This window comes from Oscillatoria sp. FACHB-1407 (genome assembly GCF_014697545.1).
Classification (GTDB): Bacteria; Cyanobacteriota; Cyanobacteriia; order Elainellales; family Elainellaceae; genus FACHB-1407.
In genome coordinates, this window is sequence record NZ_JACJSA010000011.1 from 196903 (window position 1) to 221795 (window position 24893).

Genomic DNA, 24893 nt, shown 5'->3' on the forward strand with positions numbered 1-24893 from the left:
GAGGCTACTATGCGCTCAATGCTTCCCGGTGCGCCTTGGTTGTTGGCGCATAAATCCATGCTGAAGGTCAACCAACCGTGCAGGGTTTCGCTATACGGTGTTGACTATGTGATGTGGAAGGATTCGTTGGGGGAAGTCCATGCCTTGCCTAACGCCTGTCCACACATGGGAGCTATGCTGTCAGAGGGATGGTGTGAAACGCGAAAGGATGGTCAAAGTGTGGTTGTCTGTCCATTTCATGCGTTGCCCTTTGATGCCACTGGGTGTACCGTTCTACCCGGTTCAGGCAAAAAGACATCACCTCAATTACAACCCTTAGAACTCGTGATTCAAGGGGATTTCATCTGGTCGTATGGCGGATACGAACCCAAAATGGCAATTCCCACAGTGCTCAATGAGATTGTGAAGGAGTACTATTTTGTAGGGCATACAGGCGATCGCAGTGTCGCAACTGATCTGCTGACCATGCTATTAAATATGCATGATTACAATCATCAGAATGGCACCCATCGCGACTTATTTCGCATTACCGACGTCCATTTCCATAAGTTCATCGACAACGGGTATCACTCCCAGGCTTTCTATGAGATGCCCACGGCACCCTATCATCTGATCGAAAAACTCAGGAAACCTGACTTATTTCTACTCCCCACCACGATCAAAGCACACCTTGAGAATTACTTCCCATGCCTGGTGCTTTTGTATGGCGAAATGCCTTTAGGTAAAGCGGTGCAATGCCATTTCTTTGTGCCAGAAGCCGAAAACCGAACGCGAACATATATCCTGCTCTTTGGTCAGCCGAAACATCCTGTCTTCAAAGTATTTGGCAAAACGTATCTCAAATTTGGGCAGGTTGTCGTTGATCAAGACGCTGATATTTTGAGCAAAATTTATCCGAACACTCCACAAAAAATTAAGCTCAATAACGAGGTTGGCATGGATTGGGTACGCCGCAACTTTAAGAGCTTTCCTGATGCTGTAACCCCTAAGCTCTCTAGATAACGACTCACTTGTTTTTAGAGTTTTTAGAGACTACTTAGTTTTTGCTCTCCTGCAACTGCATTCCAACCAAAACAGCCCACGGCTAACAGTGCTAATCCTGTTCTTACCCAGTGCCAGATTGACCAGGTTGAGAGTTTAGTTGCTACTTGAGACAACTCAATGGATTGAGTAACAAATTCTGTATTGGCATCCGCAAAATAAACCGGAAAGGTGAGTGTGCAGATCAGGATTAGAAACACTCCAAAACTTAATATCAAACGTTGATTGGGGAAGGGTTTCCAGGAAACAGCTAAAGCTGCGATCGCCAACAGTAGGGAAACCATGTTTAATGGCACCATCAGCTTGGGTAGAAAGAACAGATCATTTGTCATCCAATCCAGAAAACGTTGGGGTTCCAGCGATTGCCAAAACTTCACCATCACAAGTGCAATAAACAAAAAAGCACCTGAAAATGCACTTAAGGCAATCAGGGCAGAAACCTGTAGGGATGTTGCTAATCTTTGCATTATCTCATCTCATGCATGAGCTTTTTCTTCGTCTTGAGTTGAGCTCAATTTACTCGTTGCGACGTTCGATATCTCATCTATTCTTGTGTATCCTGGTTCACTCTTGCGATCGATAGTCACGTTGAGACGGTTGAGGCAAAGGGGGTGTGGCTGTGTCCTCAGTCAGAGACTTCAACCGCACAAGTCAACGTTGTGACCACAATTGCTGCATTGGAGCGAGGAGCAAGCCTCCCAGCCCAACGAGGATTAGAGCGATTGAGGTCATGATGTAGAGAAGGGCTGTACCTGCCCCTGCACCCGTTCCTGTGATGAAACTCAAGAGCGGAATAAGGCTTCCATATTGTTGAAGGGCAGGCTCAAAGATCCGATCGCTCAATGGTCCGGCAATCAGAAGCGCGATCGCACTCACTCCTTGAATCACTAATGCATTGGCAGCAAAAACCCGTCCCTGTAGAGCAGGTGGCACGTTTGTCATCCAAATTGCCGTCTCGGAACTGCCTAACAATGGAAAATTGAGCGACGAACAAAATTGAGCCGGAAGCCAGACCTGGGGCGATCGCCCCAGACCAAATACGGTTTTGCTGACTCCTGCGCCGATGAATCCTAAGAGCATTCCATGAGTGTGACGTTTTGGACCACCCCAGGTACTGATAATTAAGGCTCCGACCACACCTCCAATGCCTGCGGCTGATGCCGTGCCGCCTAAAATCGTGGCATTGCCATTCGTTCGCGCCAGAATCATGGGGTCGTAGACGGCACCGCCTAGGTCGTGGGCAAACCAAAAGAGCGCGGTTGTGACCAGTAATGCTCGTAAACCTGGATTGCTCCAGATGACATGGAAGCCAAGCCCTAGCTGTTGTTTGATGGAGGCTGGAGGCTGGTTGCTGTTGTTGTTTTGGATTCTGGGAATCTGAATTGAGAGTAAGGTCGCGATCGCCACTGCAAAGGTAACGCCATCGATCAGCAACAGTCCCAGCAATCCAATTGTGGGATATAGAATGCCTGCCAACGCAGGAGCGGCGATCGCAGAGCCATAATGCACCATCGACCCCATGCTGTTGGCGCGAGTGTAGTGCTGTTCTGGGACAATCAGCGAAATAGAGGTCGAGTAGGCGAGTTGTTGGATTTGGGCGAAACTTCCTGTGACGGCACTGGTCACGTAGAGGTGCCAGAGTTGCAGATGATGGGTGAGAAACAGAAAGGCGATCGCCCCAGTTGCCAACGCTGCAACGGTGTCTCCCAATATCATCAAGAATTTGCGGTTAAGGCGATCGACAATAATTCCGGCAAACAGGTTGACGACGAGTTTGGGCAGTTGGGCAGAAAAACCCACTAATGCCAGGGGAGTTGCCTGTCCGGTCAGTTCCCATGCCCACAGGGTCAGAGCAAACTCCGTCATGTAGCTACCCATCGTGGACACCAGTTGACCCAACCAGATCATGGTAAATGTACGCACAGGTTTAGAAATGGAAATTAAATAAGTTCGATATTTGGCAGGGGTGGGTTTTGTCGTCAAATCCCCTACAAAGTGCCGATTGATCTGCTAAACCCGCCCGTACAGTTTACGGATTTATTAAATCCACGATTCTTTTAGTACTGCTATTCATGGATAGGGTTTGGAAATAAAACCAGGGGGTGTGGGGGCTGCGCCCCAGCCAGGGGTTCCACCCCTGCACCCCAAATTCCCACCCTTATTTACGACGAGTTGTACTTAGTTAAGACAGGTCAAAGTTAAGACAGGTCAAAGTAAAGGCAGAAGCATCTCAGGCAGTTTGTTGAGAATCAGTTCGTCAGTAATGGGACCACGAGTGACACTGCCCCAAAGTTGGTAATCTACAAAGAAAATTCGATTGGCTTGGGAGGCTGACATCGTTTGTAGAACCGGGTTTTGATTCCATTTGGCTTTCAGTTCCTCCTTGGGATTGTAGGGATCGGACGAATCCCAGGCAATCACCAAAATAATGTCGGATTGTAGGGAGGGTAATAGTTCCAGGGATGTTTGTAGCCATCGCGTTTCTCCGGGTGGAACGGGTTCAGGATAGACCAGATGAAAGCCAATCTCCTCTAACAAGCGACCTGCGGTACTGTCAGCGGCGATCGCCACATCATTCATTAGCGTGTTAACTGCCAAAATCAACACATCTGGATAAGCGGTGACTACCGGGGCTAATTGCGATCGCACGGTTGCCAATTGCTGTTCGTGAGCGGCTAACAACTGCTCTGCTTCTGGTTCTCGATCAAGGGCTTTGGCGATCGCTTGAATATCATGAAACCAGACTTGTTCATTACCCTTCGTATCGGAGAACAATAGGGTTGGCGCAATTTGATTGAGTAATTGGTAGTGAGCCTGGGTTGTCCAATCCTCAGCCAAAATCAGATCAGGGTTGACCAGAGCCAATTTCTCCAATGATGGATTTTTGCGATCGCCCACGTTGATTGGCTGGGTTGTGACGCGATCGCCCAGATAAGGGATCTGCGCCTTGGGATTGTCAAATGTTTCCAGGTTGAGTGCGGTTACTTCTGCATAGGCAATCGGTTGTACTCCCAACGCCAAAATGGAATCGAGAATATGAGGGCTGAGTGCTGCGACCCGTTGCGGTTGTCCACAGACTTCCGTTTCGCCCATTTCATGCGCCACCAGTCGGCATTCACCGGATTGGGCAGGAGACTGACTCCTGAAACGTGAATGGTCGAATGTAGAACTCTGACAGGCGGTAACCCACAGCCAGGTAAGCAAGAGCAGGAGCGATCGCTTCAGCCATTGCCATCGTTGACGTTTCACGGCTCTTGCTCCTGCTTAGAAAGTGTAAGAAATGCTGGCTCTGACATTGAATGGCGCACCTGGGTAGACAATATCTGAGCCTTGATGAGTTTCGTAATATTCCACATCAAACAGGTTTTCTACATTCAGTTGTGCTCTCCAATTGTCGCGACGGTAGTAAACAGCAGCATCAGCCCGAACAAAGCTAGGCAACTCAAACTCTGGGGGGTCAAATCCGGCATAACCTGGGCGATCGTCCACAAAAAACAGCCCAAAGCCAAAGCCCAATCCTTGCAGGTTGCCTTCCTGAATCTCATAGGTTGTCCATACACTGGCGGTATGTTCTGCAACGTTGGCTAACCGACTCCCTTCTGGAAGCGTATTGTCTTCAGTAATCTCGGCATCGGTGTAGGCATAGGAAGCAATCACATTCCAACCCGGTAAAATTTCACCGATCGCATTAAACTCGATACCCTGACTGCGCTGTTCTCCCACTTGAATCGAGAAGTCCGGATCATCTGGATCGTTGGTTAACACGTTGGTTTTAGTCAGGTGATAGGCTGCTAGTGTGAAGGAGATATTCTCATTGATGTCTGCCCTGACTCCTACCTCATATTGTGTGCCCCGTTCTGGGTCAAACGCCTCTCCGCTTGCAGAACGCCCCACGACAGGCAGGAATGAGCGACTGAAGCTGGCATACAACGATAACGGTTCAATCGGTTGGTAAACAATTCCAAGTCGGGGACTAAAGGCTGTGTCGGATTGCTCAGAAATCGTGCCAGCAAAATTTTGAAATTGGTCGGCAAAATCCAACCGTCCCCCCACTAAAAGATGCAAGTTATCCAGCAGATCAATTTGGTCTTGCACATAAATGCCGAAATCATTGGTCAACGTGGTTTGATAATAGCGAAGCTGCAAATCTGTGGGAATCGGAATGTCATAATTGGGGTTAAAAATATCAAGCGGTGTTAGATCGGCTGAAAAGGAGTTATAGGAATTGGTAAAACGGCTGAAATCAACTCCAATCAAAAGCTGATGTGCGATCGCCCCCGTGTTAAATTCACCAATGACTTCCGCTTGAATGCCGTAATTCTCCCAACGCGATGCATCATCGCGTAGCTCTCGCTGCATGAAGCGATCGTCCAACAATCCACCGTTGTTATCGGCTCGTCTACCGCCCTGCCACACAGAGAAGATAGAACCCGCATTGCGAAACCGCCAGTTTTCATTGAACTCGTGCTCAAAGCGATAGCCAATGCGGTACTGCTCTGCAAAGAATTCATCGAGTTGGGGATAGCCCAAAAAGCGGTCGATGGGTAACACGAGAGAACCGTCACTTAAAGCAGTCAGACCGCGATCGAACACCGGATTGTCGTAGAGATATTCCCCTTCCAGTGTTAGAGAGGTGGCATCGCTCAAATTCCATTGCAAAACAGGGGCAATAAAAAACCGTTCGTCGTTGACGAAATCGCGGAAGCTACCTGAGTTTTGGTATGCCAGGTTGAGCCGATACAGCAGATCTTCATCCTCGGTGAGGGGTCCAGAAATATCAATCTCTGGTCGGTAAAAGCTAAACTGCCCGCCTGTGAATTCCACTGAATAGTAGGGATCGGGCAACGGTTGCTCAGTGACAATATTGACGATGCCACCGGGCTGGGTCAGCCCATAGAGAATCGAGGCTGGACCTCGCAGGACCTCAATTTGCTGAATATTGGCGGTTTCAGCAATGGAGTAGAAGTTGTTGTTGCGGAATCCATTTCTAAAGTTAGTATCTTGCGAAAAACCGCGAATAATGATCGATCCGGCATCTGTACCGCCATACTGCCCATCTAAGGTAATGCCACCGATGTTTTCCAGTGCATCTCGATATTCCACAATTCCCTGATCTTCCAGTACCTGTTGTGGAATCACTTGAATGGATGCCGGAATATCTCGCAACGGCGTATCTGTGCGGGTTGCAGTGCTTGCTTCTGGTGTGTAATATCGGTTGTTTTGCTCACCTGTGGCGGTGATTTGTAATCCCTCCTGGGTTTGTGTAGTGGTTGCTGCTCCAGTGCTAACACTCAGAAGGAGCGATCGCCCATCGGTTCTCACGTCAGCTACCGGAGGAGCATTTGTTCCCGTGATGACAATCCGCACTCCGTCGCTTCTAGAACTAATCGCAACAGCCGCAATCCCTTCCGCAGGAGCAATTTCTTGAAATTCGCTCCCCTCTGGCAGACTTAACACTGCGTTGGGAATATCTGCAATCAGCGCATTGCCCACTACAGATGTACTGACAGGGGGCAATTCCCCACCTGCCGTCGTCAAGACAAGTTCTAACCCTGACTCGGTTGGATTCAGCTCTACTCCGGTAATCTCAATCTGAAGCTGAGCAATCCATTCCGCCACTGTGCTCGCTGGATGGTCGATCTCGCTAAGGCGGTTAATTGCCTCTTCCGGAACAAGATAAGCTGAGTTTTCTTGTTGAGACTGACTGGCAACTGCCTCACCTGCAATAACCCCTTGTGAATCCTGTGCTTTAGCGGGCTGGATTCCGGTTATGGCAGTACCAATGACACATCCGACTATTAAACTTTGCGATGCAAAGCCTTTTCTTTTAGGGAATAGTTGCCCTTTTTGTCCACGCTGTGAACCCATCTCAATCACTCCTCACATGACACCTTCTAGCTCTGGCGTTATGCAACACCCTGTTCTAGATAGGAATTACTCTCAATAGTGACGAGAATAAAGGATTCAGGCGATCGCCATTTGTCCCAAACGGATCTTTTTTTGCCCGATCGGGATCTTTTATGATTTAGATGCTGGTGCGATAGGCGATCGGCGTGATCCCAAAGCGTTGCTTAAAGGCATGACAAAAGCGGCTTTGGCTGGCGTATCCCACAGTGTGGGCGATCGCTGCAATACTCAACTGCCGTTCCGCTAACAGTTGTTTGGCGTGTTCCATGCGATGTGTTTGCAGATAGCCAAAGACAGTCGTACCAAAAATTTGACGAAATCCGTGTTTGAGTTTGTAGTCGTTGATCCCGGCTTGTCGAGCTAAATCCATCAGCGACGGTGGATTTTGAATATCGCGAATTAGGATATCTCGCGCCTGGTACAGTCTTTCAACATCATCGGCATGAAGGGAACGAGTGTGTGTGGATTGTTGATGTTGTTCAAGCCACTGATGAAGCTGTAGAGCCAGTAATTCCAGTGCTTTGCTTTCTAAGCAAATACGCTTTGTAATCCCGGAATAGGGACAATGAATAATACTTTTCAAAGCAGTTTGCATAGCAAAGCTTAGTGCTCCGGTAGAACGATGAAAGCGTTGGATCGAGTGATCTTGTAATAACTGCTGTAATTCGACCGGAAGTGGCTCAGAAGTTGAATGAAACGAACGGAAATAAGGTAGATCGAGCGAAATTTTGACGAGTTGTAGTCGTTGTCCAGCTGGAAAAATCTCTGTTTCTTGTATGTCAGGTAGAAAAAACAGATAACTTTGACCTGCCTTTTCTTCGTATTCGCTCTTGACTCCCGGAACGTTGGGCGTCAGTACGCGATGGTGCCCAGACACGTAGAATTTGCACACCAATGGCATTGACTCATCATGCTCTGTGAGAACGCTTAAAGACTCGTGAACGTGATCATCAATGAATTCAAGACAAAATCCAGGACGCAGTTCAATTTGCCAGTAGTAATCCTGGCTGTAGCGATGTTTGCAGCGGACGACGCGATCGAATCCGTCTTCACCACAGGCGATCGCCCCATTTCCTGACTGAAGACTTTCCTCCCACTCTTCTAAATATTCTGCGCTAGTGATGCTCTGACTCATAAACACGATTTCAACGGAACTTATGCAATGGAACTTTTTTGCTAATCGGAATACACATCGGCGTACCTGTTACCGGATCTCGGACAATCCGGCTCTCTAACCCAAACACGTCTTGCACCAAACTTTCGGTCATCACTTCAGCAGGATTGCCCTGAGCGTAAATATGTCCCTGCCGCATGGCTACCAAGTAATCGGCATAGCGACAGGCTTGATTTAAATCGTGTAACACCATGACGATCGTGCGTCCCTGTGTCTGGTTCAGGTCATACAACAGATCCAGCACTTCGATCTGGTGCGCTAAATCTAAAAATGTAGTGGGTTCATCCAGTAACAGAATTTCTGTATTTTGGGCGAGTGCCATGGCAATCCAGGCGCGTTGTCGTTGCCCTCCAGACAAACTATCGAGGGGGCGATCGCCCATCTCAGTCATCCCCGTAATCGTCAAAGCCTGTTCTGTAAACTGCTCATCCTCCTGTGACCACTGTTGGAGCCAACTCTGATGGGGATAGCGTCCCTGTGCGACCAGTTCTCGCACCGTCAATCCTTCGGGAGCCGTTGGGCTTTGCGGCAACAATCCTAACTGCTTCGCAATCTCCTTGGTAGAACGTTTGGCGATTGCCACTCCATCCAGGTATACCGTTCCACTCTGAGGTTTCAGTAACCGTGCCAATCCCTTCAGCAGTGTGGACTTGCCGCAACCATTAGAACCCACGAGAGCCGTGATTTGACGTGCGGGGATATCGACATTGAGATTTTGGATAATCGTGGTGCGATCGTATGCCAGCGTCAGGTTACGAGTGGTGAGGGTTGCTTCCATTGTTTTTTAGGAATTGCGATTTTGATAGAAGGATGGGGTGTAGGGGTGAAACCCCTTGTCTTTTCACATATTGCGATTGCGATACAGCAAATAAAGAAAATAGGGAGCACCGACAGCAGCGGTAATGACGCCACAGGGAAGCTCAATGGGGGCAAACAGCGATCGCCCCAGCAAATCCGCCAATGCCACAATGAGTCCTCCTAACAGAGCAGAGGTTGGGATCAAGCCTTCGTGGGCTGCACCAACGAGTTGCCGCGCCAAATGGGGAGCCATCAAACCGACAAAGCCAATTGTTCCTGCGGTTGCCACACTCGTTCCTGAAAGCGCAACCGCAATGAGCAACAGGAAGCCACGTTGCCATTCGACTGCACTGCCCAATCCACGCGCCACACTATCGCCTAGATGCAGCGTATTTAACTCACGCGCATAAAGAAGGGATAACGGAATCAACACCATTAACCAGGGAAGTAATGCTCGAACATGATCCCAGGTGCGTCCATAGACACTTCCGGCTAACCACACCAAGGCTTGACTGACATCGTAAATGTTGCCAAAGGTGATCATTAAACTCGTCAATGCCCCAGCGATCGCCCCAACTCCTACTCCCACCAAAATCAACCGAATCGGAGAACTACTACTAATCCACGACAGCCAATACACCAGCAGAGCAGCAATCAATGCTCCTACAAAAGCTGCGATCGACAGCAGCGATACTGGCATTGTGGGAAACAACACAATTAATGCAACAGCTGCTAACCCTGCACCTGCTTCTACCCCAATCACTTCAGGAGCCGCTAAAGGATTGCGCGTCAACCCTTGCAGGAGTGTTCCGGCGATCGCCAATGCCATCCCCACCAGAAATGCGGTGATCACTCGCGGCAACCGCAGCGTATAGATCACAAAATCGTAATCAGGATTGTTGGTATTGAAACCCAGGAGGGTTTTGATGACAGCGATGGGGGTAATGGGATATTCGCCATAGCCAACGCTCAGAACCAGAACCGCTAGACTGGCGATCGCCAGAACAAGCAGCATCAGTGGTACCCGTCGATCGAGCCGAACGGACAATGGAAAGCGGTAGGAGCGGATGGTTAACCAGCTTCTAGTCACAAATCAGGTCACAAATAAGGGTTAGCGAGAAAGCACTTTTAAGAGTACTACGTTGCTAGCACTATTGCAAATAATTCTCATATAGACTTTCTAAACCATCCAAACTAAACCTGTATAAGCATCTATCGCTAACGTAGGATGGTAATTTCTCTCGAAAGTGACGCTCAAGCACTTAACCTGATAGACCTACAGATGCTTTGTGACGAAGCAGAAAAACGGGGCGAAGTTATTTATCAGCACACTCATTCTGGAAGATGATTCTGATCCAACCCGATTACCTACAGGAATTTAATCAGGACTGTGCCTGTCTCCCCCAAACGTAACGTATACCTCCGCGGTTACACAACAGCTCCTATGCTAGATTGAAACTGTTGCCATGCTGGAGAGCGGTGAACATGACAAGCGCAACCCATCCAAATGCCGACATCGACTATCCCGAATCGGATGGTAAGCCTATGGCTGAGAGTGACTACCAGCGTCCTTACATCGCTTATGGCACGGAGATCCTCAACATCTTTTTCGCGGATCAGCCTCAAGTCTACGTTTCCGGCAATATTCTCATCTACTACGAAGAGGGCAACCCAAAAGCTTGTGTATCTCCAGACGTGTTTGTTGTTTTGAATCGTCCTAAAGGCAAGCGCACGTCCTACAAAGTTTGGCAGGAAAACAACCAGTATCCCAACTTTGTCTTAGAAATTACATCTAAATCGACTGTTAGTGAAGATCAAGGGACTAAGCGGGGTCTATATGCGTTCTGGGGTGTATCTGAATATTTTCAGTATGATCCCAGTGCCGATTACCTGGAACCCCCTCTCCAGGGCTACCAACTGATTGACGGAAATTACTTTCTGTTACCTGCAACAACTTTACCGAATGGGGATTTGTCAATTACGAGTGCTGTATTGGGATTAGAGCTACATCTAGAACAAGGGGAACTGCGCTTTTACAACCCGGCAACAGCGGAGAAATTGTTGAGCCATGCCGAAGCAGAAGCCGCTCGAAAAACCGCACAAGATAAAGCCGAACGACTGGCAACCCGATTGCGAGAACTGGGCATTGACCCCGATTCGATATAACCAGCAGTCTGTACTCCGTTTAAGATAAACCCCGCTCCATCTGGGATAAGACGGCGATCGCGAAATCCCTCACTATTTGATCTGTATTTATTAGGAATGATTCCTAACTGTAGGAGTGTGGGGCGATCGCGTGAATAGGCTGAGAAGAAGTGGGTGGTATTCCAAACCTGTTGATAGCCTCCGTAAGAACCGCCTGTAGTCTCCCTTATCAAGGGGGACGGCGACAGCCGGGGATCAATAGCAACAGATCTGAAACACTATCAACAGGTTCCGACCAGGGTAAATTACGGGTTGTTCCTAATGCGGCTGAATCAACAACAGGAAGGTCGGTTGCAGCGTTGACCGACACAGCACTCACCGCCAAAATGGCTAACGATCCTAAACCAATTAATTTGCGCCAAACCATAATACTTCTTAGAGTAAGAGGCTTTGTCTTGACGATAGAACAAGGATTTGGAGGTTAACAGGAGTTATGGGGGCGATCGCATCACAGCTCTAAATCGCTTGCATAATGCTTGCCGGAGTATGAGTTTAGAGTGTTTGACAAGATAGTGACAATGGCAAAATGCTACAGGTTTGTGATGGCAGAGTGTGATTCAAGTCACTTTGAGTGCCTTCGTTGTCGCTCAAAGACTCTTCGTTGCTATTCGGAGTGTGATTCAAGTCACTTTGAGTGTCTTCGTTGTCATTTAGAGACTCTCTGTTACCACTTTGAGTGTGATTCAAGTCACTCAGAACCCCTTCGTTGCCTCTAAAAGTGTATTCATTGCCACTTCGAGTGTGATTCAAGTCACTCAGAGTATCTTCATTGCCTCTAAAAGACCCTTCGTTGGGTTTCTTTTGCTTTTCATACCATCTCAAAGTGAGTTCGTTGGGTTTCGTTGACTCTTTGAAGCGATTGCTTCTCCCAAAATCCACGGAGAGACTATAGCAATCCTATTTGATTTGTGAAAAAAGCTGTTTGTGAAAGTGCCCGCCCTTTGGGCGGGCACTTTCACAAACGATTTAGGATCGCTATATCTCATTTGTCTATGTGTTTGGGTAATTTCTGGTGCTGAGTATTTTTGTTGCGATCGCCTTTTACTCATTACTTGAATGATCAGCCGCTGGAATTTTAGCGACACTGGCAGATTGCAATAGTTCAGGGAATTGTTTCCAGGGAATATCACCTGTGCTGCTATCGAGATAGCGTTTGCCAAACTGAAGTAAGGCAGAAGCCGTTTCATCCGTTGGTAAATTGGTGAGTAAATAAGTGGGCTTGTGAGGAGCAGAAAAAGCAACGGTGCAGGGGCGATCGCATGTCCAGAGGCAACTGATAGGTTGAATTTCAAACGCATCAGACGGTTTGGTAGATAGCGTATTGAGTTGCTCTAACAAGCGGGTGCCATCAGCAGGTTGATTGTTAGGACGCTCCTCAGAGGAATAATGGCAGGATTTACAGACGAACAGGATATGTTTGGACATGGGGTTAGGATTTATTGACCAGGTACTTGAATAAGTCATCAATCACAGCGTCAGCCGCAAGTAAATTTCCTCCATTCCAGGTCAATGTATTGACTGAATACACACGATTATGTTGAGTGGCTTTGAGCGTTTTTCCTAAGGGAGATTGCAGAATTTTGTCGAACGCTTCTTTTTCATCAGCTTCAAACGTTAAGACGAAGAGAACATCCCCATCCATCATTGCCAATTCTTCTACAGAGTTCAAAATGACGTAACCGTGTGATGTATCCACATCTTGTACCGTGGGACGCTTTAATCCGATGTCGTCAAATACAGAACCTACAAACGAATTTTTGGCTTGAAGGAAGTATCCCCAATGCATTGAAGGGGCAACAACCGATATTTCCTGGTCTTGATACCGATTTCCCAGAGCCTTTTTTAGCTCATCAACGCGCTGATAGTAGTGCTCCCAGGCTTGTCGGGCTTCCTGCTGTTTGCCTAGTACATCAGCAACAAAATTAAAATATTCGCGCCACGATACTGGTCCATCCCAAGATCCCAATGCTGTAGGACTAATCTGGCTTAGCAGAGGATAAGTCGATTGAATCCGATCCCAACCCAGAATCAAATCAGGCTTTGCCAATGCTATTTTCTCTAAGTTTGGCTCATTCTGAGATCCTAACGGTTTTACTCCCTGAAGTTTGTCCATCAAGTACTCAGGAAAGGGATGCTGTAGATTAATAATCGTGCTGGCGATCGGCTTGACCCCTAAGGTAAGAGCATGTCCTAACGTGACATGAAAGATCGTTGCGAGACGCTCAGGATTGACGGGTACACAGGTTGCGCCCAAAACGTGCTGTACCTTTCGGCAATTTTCTGTGGGCGACGCTGAGGAGGTCGTCTTTTGACCCATCCGACCAAACGCTGAAACGAGCAGAAATGTCAGAATTCCCAACACCAGCAGATAGATGAAACGATACAGAAGTTTCTTCATAAAAACTGGATTTAAAACCTCCAGGAAACAGTCCCTTGCACTTCAAATGGGGCACCCGGAAACACACGATTGATGTTGAATGCGCTCTCATAGTATTCAATATCAAACAGATTTCTGAAGTTGATTGCTGCCCTCAAGCGATCGCGCTCATAAAAGATGGCAGCGTCCGTGCGAAGATAGCTGGGCAATTCAAAGGTGTTGGCTAAATCGCCTTCGCGATCGCCCTGGTAGAACAAGCCAATCCCTAACCCCAACCCCCTTAAGCTGCCCTCCTGGATTTGATAGGTTGTCCACAAATTAAAACTATGCTGTGGGACACCATTAATGAGATTTCCGATTGCAAAATCATTATCTTCCGTAATTTGGGCATCGGTATAGGCATAACCACCAATAACGTTCCAACCGGGTAAAATTTCGCCGGAGAAGCTAAGTTCAACACCCTGGCTATTCTGCTCACCCACCTGAATTGTTCGCAATGGATCATTAGGATCAGACGTTAGAATATTGCTGCGAGTCTGGTCATATAGTGCCAGTGTTGCTGCAAGGCGATCGCTGATATCAGCTTTGACCCCAACTTCAAACAATCTTCCCCGTTCAGGTTCCGCCAGAGTTTCACTATTGAACACGTTGGCTTCGGGTCTGAATGAACGACTAAAAGCAGCATACAGAGAAATTGGTGGAATGGGTTGATATACGATTCCTACTCTGGGGCTAAACACTTCCTGTGCAGAGAAGGAATCCGTAGGAAAGCTATTGTTAATCTCTTGATTTGCAATATCCAAGCGTCCGCTCAACAGTACGATGAGATTATCGGTGAGTGAAATTTGATCTTGAACATAAAACCCATAAGTATTAGAACTGGCTTCTCCCTCAAACGGTTCGCCAAATCGTGAACCGATTGGTTGATTGTATTCAGGATCAAAAATATCAATAGGAGCTAGATTGAAACGAGAGTCAGACGGTTCAACACTGTCCTGATCAGTGCGAGTGTAGTTCACTCCAACTAACAACTGATGTTCAATACGACCTGTTGAAAATTCACCAACAACGTAGTTGTCAATTGTAAAGTTTCGAGAATCAGTTACGCCTCGTGTGACTCCACGTTGGAGCGTCCGATTATCAGCATCTAAACTGCGGGGAAACACAATCACTCGATCCTGTTCTAACCAGGCTGCTTCAAAGATACTGCGGAACTGCCAGTTTTCATTGAGGCGATGTTCAAGGTTGTATCCAATCCGAAATAGCTCAACATCATCCCGATCAAAGGGTTCACTGAGATTGCGATCGAGCGGAATTTCGCCATTAGGATTTGGCAAAATCGTTCCCCTTGCAGGCAAACCCATCTGTCCGTAAGACCCGTCAATGTTTAAGTATTCGGCTGATAGTCTTAAGTTGGTGCGATCGCCTATTCGCAACGATACAACCGGAGCAATGACATACTGGTTGCGCTCAAAATTTTCTACAAAACTGCCAGTCGTTCTCGCCAGCAAATTTAACCGATACAAAACTGTTTCACCATCATTCAGCGGTCCTGATAGATCGATCGCACCCCGATAGAAATCAAAGCTTCCTGCCCCTGCTTCTACGGAGTAAAACGGTTCAGAGAGGGGTTGTTCACTAATGATATTGATGATTCCACCCAATGAACCCTGACCATACAACACAGAAGCAGGTCCTCGCAGTACTTCAATGCGCTCAATGGTTGCCGGATCAAAGCTAGAAATCGTACTGTACGGCAGACGAATGCCATCTCTCAACACATCGTACTCACCTGCTTCAAACCCTCGAATAATCGGATCTTCATAAATAGATGTGGATGCCTGTCGGGCTTGAGAGATCCCAGGTACGCTGCGAAGAGCATCAATTAAATTTGTGGGCTGTCGATCCTCCAGTACCTGTTGAGGAATGACCTGAATTGACTGCGGGATATCGCGCAAAGGCGTATCTGTGCGAGTTGCAGTAGTTGCGTCAGGAACATAGTAATCATCTTCCTGATCGCCTGTTGCCACGACTTGAATGGCGTCTTCTTCTGTTCCAGCGATCGCCTCTCCCAGAGTCACCGCCAATACGAAGTTTGGTTCCTGCGACCGGGCATCGCTGCCCGCATCCCCACGGGGTCGCACTTCTGCTACGGGTGGCGCATCGGTTCCCGTAATCACCACCCGCACTCTGTCACCCGGTAAGCTTGTCACACTCACCAACGCAATCCCTGCGATCGGATCTGCTTGAGAAAATTCCTCTGCAAGCGTGGCATTGGCAATGTCCACAATCAACGCATTTCCGACGGATCGGGTTTCGGATGGGGCGATCGCACCTTCTGTTGCCAGTACAATCTGCAAGCCTGTGTCGGTCTCCTCAAGGCTTACTCCAGTAATCTGCACTAACGATGCCTCAATCTGAGCGACCCACGCTTCAACGGTTGTTGCAGGTTGTCTTAATTCATCTAGCTGAGATCGAGAGTCATTAGCTAGATGCGGCTGATTATCACGAATCGGGTTCTCAGATTCCTGCAATGACACCTGACCGACGACAAATGACGGTTCTTCTGCCGCTTGTGCCCCGGCAGGCAACGCTGCACCCATCAAGCAGCCTGCCACACCCAGCATTAAGCCTAACCGAACTTGCACCAACTCCATGCTCATCAACACTCCTCACAACGGGCATTTGCCCTTATTGAAAACCCTTCTTAATAAGAGATGAAATGTAGTGTAGAGAAGCCAGTCAAGCCATGTCTATCCCAAAACGGCATTCTATGATCCCAAAACGGACAATTGCCCTGCTAAACACTCCCTTGGGGTGATGCCAAACTGACGCTTGAATGCAGCGGCAAAATGCCCTAGATGAGCATAACCAACGCGATTGGCGACTTCTGCAACCGTGCAGTTGCCTGCTCTCAATAGTTGTTCTGCCTGTTGCATCCGTTGTTGCGTCAGATAGCCAACGACCGTAGTCCCAAACAATTCTTGAAATCCCCGACGCAGGGTGCGATCGCTCACCCCAACTTGTTGAGCAAGTTCTAACAACGACGGTGGATGTTCTAATTGCTGCGTCAGAATTTCCTTAGCGTGATGAATGCGGGCGATCGTGTCTGATTTGAACCCGGTGAACAAGGACGATGGCTGCTTCACAGAAATGCGATCAAGCTGTAACCCCAACAACTCAAACACTTTGGCTTGCAGATAGAGCCGTCGCACGACTCCTTTTAATGGAGTCTTGAGAATCTGTTGCACGACTCGTTGCATTGGCAGGGTGACATCGGGAAAGAAAGATGTTTTCCACTCATGGTCGCGAAGCAACAGTGATTTCAAAGCCAATGTATGAGCTGACCCATCCAACAAAAAGGGTTCCAGCAACTCTGGTGACAGATGAATACTAACACCGAGCAACCGTTGCGATCGCTCGTATTGAGCCACATAGCCAGGAGAAATCCCACTGCCTGAAAGATAGCTGCAAGTACCTCCTATTGTGGGATACACATCCTCATGATGAATCAGTCCATTCAGCAACAGCGAACACTGTACCAGATGGTCATGAACAGGTACTTTAAGGAATAAATCATCTTGATATTCAAAATTCAGAATATCCAACCAAACTCCCGGCACAAGCTCCATACTCTGAATATGCCCCTTGCCAAGACAGGTAGGCATCTCCTCCCACACTTCAAATTCATCAATCGGTGTATGAATCAGAGCGATCTCAGAATGGTGTTGCCATAGTTCAGAATACTCAGCCGATGAGAGAGCGAGAACCATAATTGTGTTCTAATCCGTTCTATTGTTTCACCTTCGATCGCGCCAGGTAGATAAAAAATGGCGCACCAATGAGAGCCATCATGATTCCCACGGGTAATTCCTGGGGTTTGATGACCAACCGGGCTGCCAGGTCAGCGATCGCCAGCAGGATTGCACCCCAAACCGCCGCATAGGGCAGAATCCATCGGTAATCGACTCCCACCCAAACGCGGACGATGTGGGGAATGACGAGTCCAATAAAGCCAATGGGTCCCGCCAAGGCAACGGCACTCCCAGCTAATAAAACAACGACCAAAGCTGCGATCGCCTTCACCCATCCCGTTCGCAATCCCAATCCTTGAGCCACTTCTTCACCTAGGGTTAGGGCAGTGATTTGTTTGCCCATGCTAAATGCAGTAATTAAGCCAATCCCAACATAGGGGAGAATGGGCAACAACACGTCGAGGTCGCGTCCAGCAACAGATCCGGCTAACCAAAAGCGAATGTCATCTAAGGTGCGTTGATTGAGGATGAGAATTCCAGTCGTTAAAGAAGATAAGAGATACGTGAGAACGGCTCCTGCCAGGATGAGTTTTAAGGGAGTAATGCCGCTTCGTCCGATTGAGCCAAGGGTGTAGACCACAATTGCTGCGATCGCACCCCCAGCAAATGCCACCCAGGTCAGCACTTGAATCGGCACCGTACCCAAGAAAAACGTTGTTGTGACTACGGCTAACGCGGCTCCAGCACTAATCCCCAAAATACCTGGATCTGCCAATGGATTGCGGGTTAATCCTTGCATCAATGATCCGGCAACGGCTAACGCGGCTCCAACAACCAGCGTCACCAAGACTCTGGGCAATCGTACTGTTGTAATGATGAGGTGATTGGTGGAACCGTCAAACGCGATGAGCGATCGCCAAACTGTCTCTAAATCAATATCCGCTGCACCAAGAGTGACGCTCAAGACCAGACACAGACAGAGTAGCAGAAAACTGATGGCTAAACCGATAAGTCGAGTTAGGTGCGATCGCTGAGACGATAAAGTGAGAGCCTTGATTGGAGTCATATCAATGAATCGCAGATGAACAGGGGTTAACCCAACTCAACCAGGGCTAAGCGGTAGATATCCCGTAGGATTGGCAGGGAAAACAGAAATCGATCGAGTCTGGAAAATCGTCGGTAATGTTTGAGTGGTACTTTTCTCGGCAGATCATGAAACGTGCAGATTTCTTTGATGTGGTAACGGGAGTCCCACGCTTCAATTTGATGAATGTTAGCGATCGCCCAATCAAATGTTGCAGAGGTATGTTTGACGGCTTGATAAGGTTTACGGACGTTGTGCCGAGATGCCGAGCTTGACCCCTTCTAGCGATCGCAACTGATCCATGACGGCAACTACACGACCATGTTCCACTTTTTCATCGGCGTTAATCACCACAAGGTGTTCTTGATCACCGATGATTGTTTTCACTTGCGCTGCTACATCCTCAACCTGGATAGGTTGGCGATCGAGAAATACATTTCCTTGCTCGTCGATGGTGACAGTGAGCTTGCTCTGTTGTTGGGATTGAGCGGTTTGCGCCTGAGGCAGATTCACAGGTAAGCCTTCAGAACGGCTAAGAAATAGTGATGCCATGATAAAAAACGTCAAAATGGCAAAGATGACATCAATCATCGGCACAATATTAATTTGGGGTGAATCCTCTAAATCGTCTGGAATGTTCATTGTTAATCCACAGCTGTTAATGTTTTGAATTCTGCAAAGCCCTCATGTTGACCCAGATGTAGCACTTCGAGTTGACTGCCATACTCCCGAATGGCTGCAATCTGCCGTCGATAAAATCCGCGAAACACATTGGCAAACAGCAAAGTAAACACTGCCACGATCAGTCCTGCTGCTGTAGAGACTAACGCTTCGCTGATGCCGCCTGTTACCTGCACGGCACTTTCACTGCCGACACTGCCTAAATTCAGCGAGGCAAACGACCGAATTAACCCAATTACCGTTCCCAACAATCCCAGTAGGGGAGACAGGGTTACAATCGTGTCAAAGATCGTGTTAAACCGCCGCAGAGCAGGCAGTTCAGCCTGGGTTGCTCCTTCTAAAGTCAAGCGAAAAGCATGGGGTGGAAAGTGATTGACCTCTAGAGCCTCTAGAAAAATGCGAGCGATCGGCAAGTCGGCATTTTGCTTGAGCTTGAGCATCGCTGTATCAAAATCATGCGAGTAGGCTCGCAAGACATCCCGCACGACTCGCTTTTGACGACGGTTGATCCGCACCCAAAAGACAACCCGTTCAATGATCAGGGCGATCGCTACGATCGAAAACGCCAGAAGGGGAAACATGACAATTCCCCCGGCTAAAAATAGTTCAATAATCAGCATTTCAGATATCCAGAGCAATAGAACCAATCTTCAAATCGGCAAGGCAGACTTGAATTCGTTATTGATAACTCTTCTCAAAAAGAGAGTATTTTCTTATGAGGATGATGTCAACCCCTCTCATTTCTAAGGTAAATTCTTTTGCCGCATCAAGGAATAACCTGATAACTCTATTTCCTACTTGATCCCCAAGGCTTTATAGATCAAAGGTTCTAGTGATGTATGAAAAAACAACATTACAGAAAAGAATGTGTTGACAGCACCAGCGTTGAATTTTAGGATGAACAGGTTATACAAAGATTCTCAATAACAAGTAGGTGGGGCGAATGACGTTTTCAGATACAGTCGCTCAACAACGAGAAAAGCAAGCCACGGCTCTCAAGCGATTTGTCATGGCTAGTCTGGCAGGATCGGTCGTGTTACACAGTGGTGGGTTGTTTCTCAAAGTCAGTCATCTCTGGCAAGCAGATGAGCCAGCATCCGAAGAAATTACGATTGTGGTGACACCAGAAGAGGAAGGGGTGACACCCACAGATGCAACAGAAATGGCAGTAGCTCCTGAAACACCAGGTGAGCCAACTACCACAGCTGAGTTTTCATCTCCAACGATAGAAACCTTCAGCGAACCAACTGTGGTGCAGGAGTCTACAGTTGCCCCAGTTGAATCCACTCCAGAAGACCCTGTCGCTGAGGAACCACCTTTACAAGAGCCACTGACTGAAGAAGAGCCAACCCCGATTGCTGAGGACGTCACCCCCACAGAAACTGCAACAGAATCAACGGAGGATAACTCGGACGAGCCTTCACAAACCGCTTTGCCAGAATCGGATACTCGTAACTTAAGCGATCTTCTAGCAGAACTCCGACGAGCGCGACAACAGGGCAACTCATCTCCATCAGGAACATCTCAGCAGACCGGCATCTCCGGCAATCCTACTTCCGAAAATACGGGTGGTGTTGGGAATGGAACTGCCACTGCTGCGGCACCCACGTCCAGTATTACTCCCCCCGCAAGTACCCCGACCAGACAAGGTAGGCGATCGCGTGAAATTACGTGTACTGGCTGTGAGTTTGATTATCCAGAAGCCGCCGATGGTGCAGAAGGAACGGCTCAAGTCATCGTCGAGACGGACGATCAAGGACGAGTGATCTCCGTTATGTTGTCTCGGTCGAGTGGCAACGCCGCACTCGATCGTGCTGCATTAGAGCAAGCCCGACGACGAGTTCGCTTGAGCAATGCCAGAGCAGGCGAAAGTTATCCGATTGATATTGACTTTGTACAGCCCAATTCAGAAGCGGCACAACGGGTTAGAGAACGGGGCGATCGCCGCAGTATTACTGTTGATGATCCTGAACCTACGGCTGAAACCCCCACGTCTGAACCCCCCGCTTCGGCAGCAGTCACGACGCCATCCCCAACACCGGAGTCCACCATAACGGAGGAAGGATCACCCACTCCAGAGCCATCCTCAATTCCAGACGCCTCTCCAGCAGGATCAACGAGCCAGGAACCCGCAACCCCAGCCATTTCAGAGCCACGTCCTGTGAGCACACCTGTTACTCCGCAACCCAGCACCAGTCGCGACGTACCGGAACCCCGTACATCAGAACCCGCGCCAGAATCGCGTACACCAGAACCTGCACCAGAACCGCGTGCATCGGAGCCTGTTGTAGAACCGGATACCCCGCCAATGCCGCCTTCTAGTCCTCCGCCACCCGGTTCATAACCCTCTTCTGTCACTCTCTTCGTAAACAAATCTCATACAGACCTCATTTCAAAGCAAGCTTTACTCAACCCTCATCCCCAATCCCTTCTCCTAAGTACTGCTATTCATGGATAGGGTTTGGAAATAAAACCAGGGGGGTTTGGGGCTTCGCCTCCAAGAAGGGGTTCCACCCCTTCACCCCTTTCAAAACTTATTTTTTGCTGTACTAGCTAGAAGCTAGAAGAGACAGTTGCACTACCTGTTTTGAAATATAGAGCTTTTCTGTAGAAAGATATTGATATCAAAATCGGTATTGCAAAATATTGGGGTGTCTTATCTTTAACCTCGATTGCTGATGAGATAGAAGGATGGTTGCTGCTGTGGGGGATTTTTTAGATGCCTTTATTTCCTACGGACGGGTAGATAGCAAAGTTTTTGCTACGAAACTCCATCAGCAATTGACAGAAAAGGGTTATAAGATTTGGTTTGATCAGAACGACATTCCCTTAGGGGTAGACTTTCAAGATCAGATTAATGACGGCATCGAAAAATCCAACAATTTTATTTTTATCATTGCGCCTCATGCCGTTCACTCCCTTTACTGCACCAGAGAGATTGAACTCGCAGTCAAGCTCAACAAACGTATCATTCCCATTTTGCATATTGAGCAGATTACGCAGGAGGTGTGGCAACAACGGTATCCTAACGCTTTAAGCTCTGAATGGGATGAGTTTACTGCAAAAGGGCTGCATTCTAGTCTGGCGGATTTGCATCCTGCGATCGCTAAGATCAACTGGATTTTCTGCCGAGATGGGGTGGATGACTTTGATACCGCCTTTACAGGGCTAATCAATGTCATGCAGCGACATCAAGAATATGTGCAACACCATACCTATTGGTTAACCAAAGCTCTGGAATGGGAGCGGCAACACAGACAAACGCGCTATTTATTAATGGGTGCAGAGCGACAGCAAGCTGAAACCTGGTTAAAAACTCGGTTTTATGGAGAACAACCTCCCTGCATCCCTACGGATCTTCATTGTGAGTACATTGTAGAGAGCCGCAAGAACGCCAATAATTTGATGACAGACGTATTTCTGTCTCATGCCGAAGAAGATGACGTAGTGACAACCCTGATCTCTAAAAGTCTGATTCGACAGGGATTGACAGTGTGGTGGAGTAAGACAGATATTCAAACTGGAGTAGAATTTCAAGAGGCGATCGCTCATGGGATTGAAGAAGCCGATAACATTCTTTATCTCATTTCTCCTGCGTCACTCCAGTCAAAATATTGTCAGTGGGAAATTGACTACGCACTTTCCTTAAACAAACGAATTATTCCCTTACTGATTAAGCAAACCGAACTTGAGCAGATCCCTGAAAATTTGCGATCGCTCCAATACATTGATCTGACTGACAATGTTTTAGACACGGACTATCAGCAAGATGAGAGTAAATTATTTCGGATTCTGCGACATGATGCAGACTATTACGAACAGCACAAACTGCTGTTGGCAAAAGCCTTGAAATGGCAGCGGCAGCAGCGGAATCCCAGTCTGTTGCTACGAGGAAATAACCTGCGTTATGCAGAAGCCTGGTTAAAAGTTGCCCATCGCAACAGTCAGCATCCACCCACAGCATTACAGGCAGAATTCATCACAGCAAGTTTGCAACAACCTGACGAAGCGGCATTGGACGTATTTATCTCCTATTCGCGGGCTGACTCAGATTTTGCTCGCAAGCTGAACGATGCTTTGCAAAACCAGGGAAAGAAAACATGGTTTGACCAGGAGAATATTGCCTCTGGAACTGATTTTCAGAAAGAGATTTTTGCAGGGATTGAAATCTCGAATCACTTTTTGTTTGTGATTTCTCCCAGTTCAGTCAATTCTCCCTATTGTGTAGAAGAAGTTGAATATGCCAGAAAACTCAACAAGCGGATCGTCACAGTTTTATATCAACCTGTGAATCCGGCTGATTTGCCAACTGCCCTGGCATCGGTGCAATGGATTGATTTTTACAGGCGACAGGACGATTTTTATATCAACCTGGGAGAACTGGTGCGCACGCTGGATAGCGATCAGGAACACAAGCGATCGCACACTCGCTTACTCCTGAAAGCGATCGAGTGGGAACGAGAGGGCTACGACTCTAGCTATCTGCTGTATGGCAAAGATCTGCTGGCATCTGAGCGGTGGCTAAAGCAATCCAGTGGTAAAATTCCTGCCCCGTCTCCCTTGCAGTTGAGGTACATTGAGACGAGCCGCAGATCACCCTTTCCACAGGCGAAGACCAGTACGGTGGTGATTTCAACGGTAGTGACTACTTTTCTACTGATCATGATGCGATCGCTGGGAGTCTTGCAATCCTGGGAGCTTCAGGCCTTTGATCATCTGGTCAAACTCCGTCCTAATGAACCACCAGATTCGCGGATTCTTATTGTCGAAGTGACGGAAGATGACATTATCAACCGGGTGCAGCGACGCGAAAAGGGCATGGGAACCCTGTCAGATGAAGGATTAACCCGCTTGCTCGAAAAACTAGAGCAATACGAACCTCGTGTGATTGGGCTGGACTTCTACCGTGACTTTACTGTTGATCCAGAAGTACCTGTGTTAGTTCAGCAGTTGCAACAGAGCGATCGCCTGGTCAGCATTTGCAAGTTACCAACGATTGGCGAGAATGGGTCAGTGGAACAGCGTGGAGTGGCACCCCCACCGGAAGTACCCCCTGAAACCGTTAGCTTTAATGATGTTCTATTAGATGATGACGAGGTGGTGCGCCGCTTTTTGATTCGTGCGATCCCACCAGACGATGCTCTGTGTCAGGCAGGATGGGCGTTTGGCTTTCAGGTGGCACAACAATATTTGGCATTAGAGCCTGGAGGGGCGATCGCCACTCAAGATCCAGTAACCTCACCAGAGGGTGTGCTGCAAGTAGGAGACGTGGTGTTTCAGCGGTTGCAGAGCTATTCCAACGGCTATCAGGGCATTGACGCATCCGGCTTTCAAATGCTGGCGAATTATCGTGCTCCTGATGGCGATCCAGAAAACATCGCTGAGCGGGTGACGATTGGGCAAATTTTGAATGATGAAGTTCCTGAATCCGTGACGCGCACCTGGAAAGATCGCATCATTCTCATCGGCGTCACCTCGGAAAATAACGTCAGAGACATCCTGACAACTCCCCATCGCACCATTCCAGGGGTCATGGTGCAAGCACAAATTACTAGCCAGATCATTAGTGCAGTTTTAGACAATCGACTCTTGCTGTGGGTCATGCCAACCGGGTTAGAAGCTCTGTGGATTACTGTCTGGTGTGCGGTTGGGGGCGGTATTGTTTATGTCTTTCGATCGCCTCTGCGATTGTGGTTGGCAGCATTTGGGGCGATCGCTTTACTCTATGGTGTGTGTTTCCTTAGCTTAATTCTTGCCGGACTCTGGCTACCGCTGATCCCTGCCGTCTTGGCCGGAATTTTATCTGCGTCTGGTATATTCATCGTTACCGCTCGTTTGTCTAACCAAACACCCTCACACCGTCACTGAGGC

The 24893-nt window shown here is 48.1% G+C and carries 19 protein-coding genes; 4 read left to right on the plus strand and 15 right to left on the minus strand.

Annotated elements, in window-relative coordinates; translation table 11 throughout:
• The first annotated feature begins 9 nt into the window (after positions 1–9).
• Positions 10–1002, plus strand: coding sequence for a Rieske 2Fe-2S domain-containing protein (locus H6G89_RS19180; protein WP_190509352.1), 993 nt, complete (start codon positions 10–12; stop codon positions 1000–1002).
• A 23-nt stretch (positions 1003–1025) separates the two neighbouring features.
• Here the strand turns inward: H6G89_RS19180 and H6G89_RS19185 are convergent, their stop codons facing one another.
• The 7 genes from H6G89_RS19185 to H6G89_RS19215 form a co-directional block, all read right to left on the minus strand.
• The gene (locus tag H6G89_RS19185; protein WP_190509354.1) at positions 1026–1508 is read right to left on the minus strand and encodes an anthrone oxygenase family protein; all 483 of its coding nucleotides are present in this window, start codon (positions 1506–1508) and stop codon (positions 1026–1028) included.
• A gap of 184 nt (positions 1509–1692) precedes the next feature.
• A complete protein-coding gene (locus H6G89_RS19190) occupies positions 1693–2964 on the minus strand; it encodes an MFS transporter (RefSeq protein ID WP_190509356.1) in 1272 nt (423 codons plus the stop codon).
• A 285-nt stretch (positions 2965–3249) separates the two neighbouring features.
• Positions 3250–4290, minus strand: a complete 1041-nt coding sequence (locus H6G89_RS19195; protein ID WP_199336808.1) for an ABC transporter substrate-binding protein — start codon at positions 4288–4290, stop codon at positions 3250–3252.
• Positions 4291–4305: 15 nt separating this feature from the next.
• Positions 4306–6909 (minus strand): TonB-dependent siderophore receptor, encoded by a 2604-nt coding sequence (locus H6G89_RS19200; protein WP_190509358.1) that lies wholly within the window; start codon positions 6907–6909, stop codon positions 4306–4308.
• Between the two features lie 157 nt (positions 6910–7066).
• Positions 7067–8083, minus strand: coding sequence for a helix-turn-helix transcriptional regulator (locus H6G89_RS19205; protein ID WP_190509361.1), 1017 nt, complete (start codon positions 8081–8083; stop codon positions 7067–7069).
• Between the two features lie 10 nt (positions 8084–8093).
• The gene (locus H6G89_RS19210) at positions 8094–8900 is read right to left on the minus strand and encodes an ABC transporter ATP-binding protein (protein ID WP_190509363.1); all 807 of its coding nucleotides are present in this window, start codon (positions 8898–8900) and stop codon (positions 8094–8096) included.
• Positions 8901–8963: 63 nt separating this feature from the next.
• Positions 8964–10010, minus strand: coding sequence for a FecCD family ABC transporter permease (locus H6G89_RS19215; protein ID WP_190509364.1), 1047 nt, complete (start codon positions 10008–10010; stop codon positions 8964–8966).
• Positions 10011–10405: 395 nt separating this feature from the next.
• Here H6G89_RS19215 and H6G89_RS19220 point away from each other — a divergent pair, with 395 nt between their 5' ends.
• The gene (locus tag H6G89_RS19220) at positions 10406–11086 is read left to right on the plus strand and encodes a Uma2 family endonuclease (RefSeq protein ID WP_190509367.1); all 681 of its coding nucleotides are present in this window, start codon (positions 10406–10408) and stop codon (positions 11084–11086) included.
• A 208-nt stretch (positions 11087–11294) separates the two neighbouring features.
• Here the strand turns inward: H6G89_RS19220 and H6G89_RS19225 are convergent, their stop codons facing one another.
• The 8 genes from H6G89_RS19225 to H6G89_RS19260 form a co-directional block, all read right to left on the minus strand.
• Positions 11295–11492, minus strand: a complete 198-nt coding sequence (locus tag H6G89_RS19225) for a hypothetical protein (protein WP_190509369.1) — start codon at positions 11490–11492, stop codon at positions 11295–11297.
• A gap of 674 nt (positions 11493–12166) precedes the next feature.
• Positions 12167–12550, minus strand: a complete 384-nt coding sequence (locus tag H6G89_RS19230; RefSeq protein ID WP_190509371.1) for a DUF1636 family protein — start codon at positions 12548–12550, stop codon at positions 12167–12169.
• A gap of 4 nt (positions 12551–12554) precedes the next feature.
• Positions 12555–13523, minus strand: a complete 969-nt coding sequence (locus tag H6G89_RS19235; protein ID WP_199336809.1) for an ABC transporter substrate-binding protein — start codon at positions 13521–13523, stop codon at positions 12555–12557.
• A gap of 11 nt (positions 13524–13534) precedes the next feature.
• Positions 13535–16165: a TonB-dependent siderophore receptor gene (locus H6G89_RS19240; RefSeq protein ID WP_190509373.1), complete on the minus strand. Its 2631-nt coding sequence runs from the start codon at positions 16163–16165 to the stop codon at positions 13535–13537.
• Positions 16166–16273: 108 nt separating this feature from the next.
• Positions 16274–17275: a helix-turn-helix transcriptional regulator gene (locus H6G89_RS19245; protein WP_190509375.1), complete on the minus strand. Its 1002-nt coding sequence runs from the start codon at positions 17273–17275 to the stop codon at positions 16274–16276.
• A gap of 19 nt (positions 17276–17294) precedes the next feature.
• Entirely contained in the window at positions 17295–18323 is a 1029-nt protein-coding gene (locus H6G89_RS19250; protein ID WP_190509377.1) for a FecCD family ABC transporter permease, read from the minus strand.
• Between the two features lie 261 nt (positions 18324–18584).
• Positions 18585–18983 (minus strand): ExbD/TolR family protein, encoded by a 399-nt coding sequence (locus H6G89_RS19255; RefSeq protein WP_190509379.1) that lies wholly within the window; start codon positions 18981–18983, stop codon positions 18585–18587.
• Positions 18984–18985: 2 nt separating this feature from the next.
• Positions 18986–19642, minus strand: coding sequence for a MotA/TolQ/ExbB proton channel family protein (locus H6G89_RS19260; RefSeq protein ID WP_190509381.1), 657 nt, complete (start codon positions 19640–19642; stop codon positions 18986–18988).
• A 323-nt stretch (positions 19643–19965) separates the two neighbouring features.
• On the opposite strand from H6G89_RS19260, the gene H6G89_RS19265 reads away from it, so the two are divergent.
• Together H6G89_RS19265 and H6G89_RS19270 are read left to right on the plus strand one after the other, a co-directional pair.
• Positions 19966–21366, plus strand: a complete 1401-nt coding sequence (locus H6G89_RS19265) for an energy transducer TonB family protein (protein WP_190509383.1) — start codon at positions 19966–19968, stop codon at positions 21364–21366.
• 347 nt (positions 21367–21713) lie between these two features.
• A complete protein-coding gene (locus tag H6G89_RS19270) occupies positions 21714–24890 on the plus strand; it encodes a TIR domain-containing protein (RefSeq protein WP_199336810.1) in 3177 nt (1058 codons plus the stop codon).
• Positions 24891–24893: the final 3 nt, after the last annotated feature.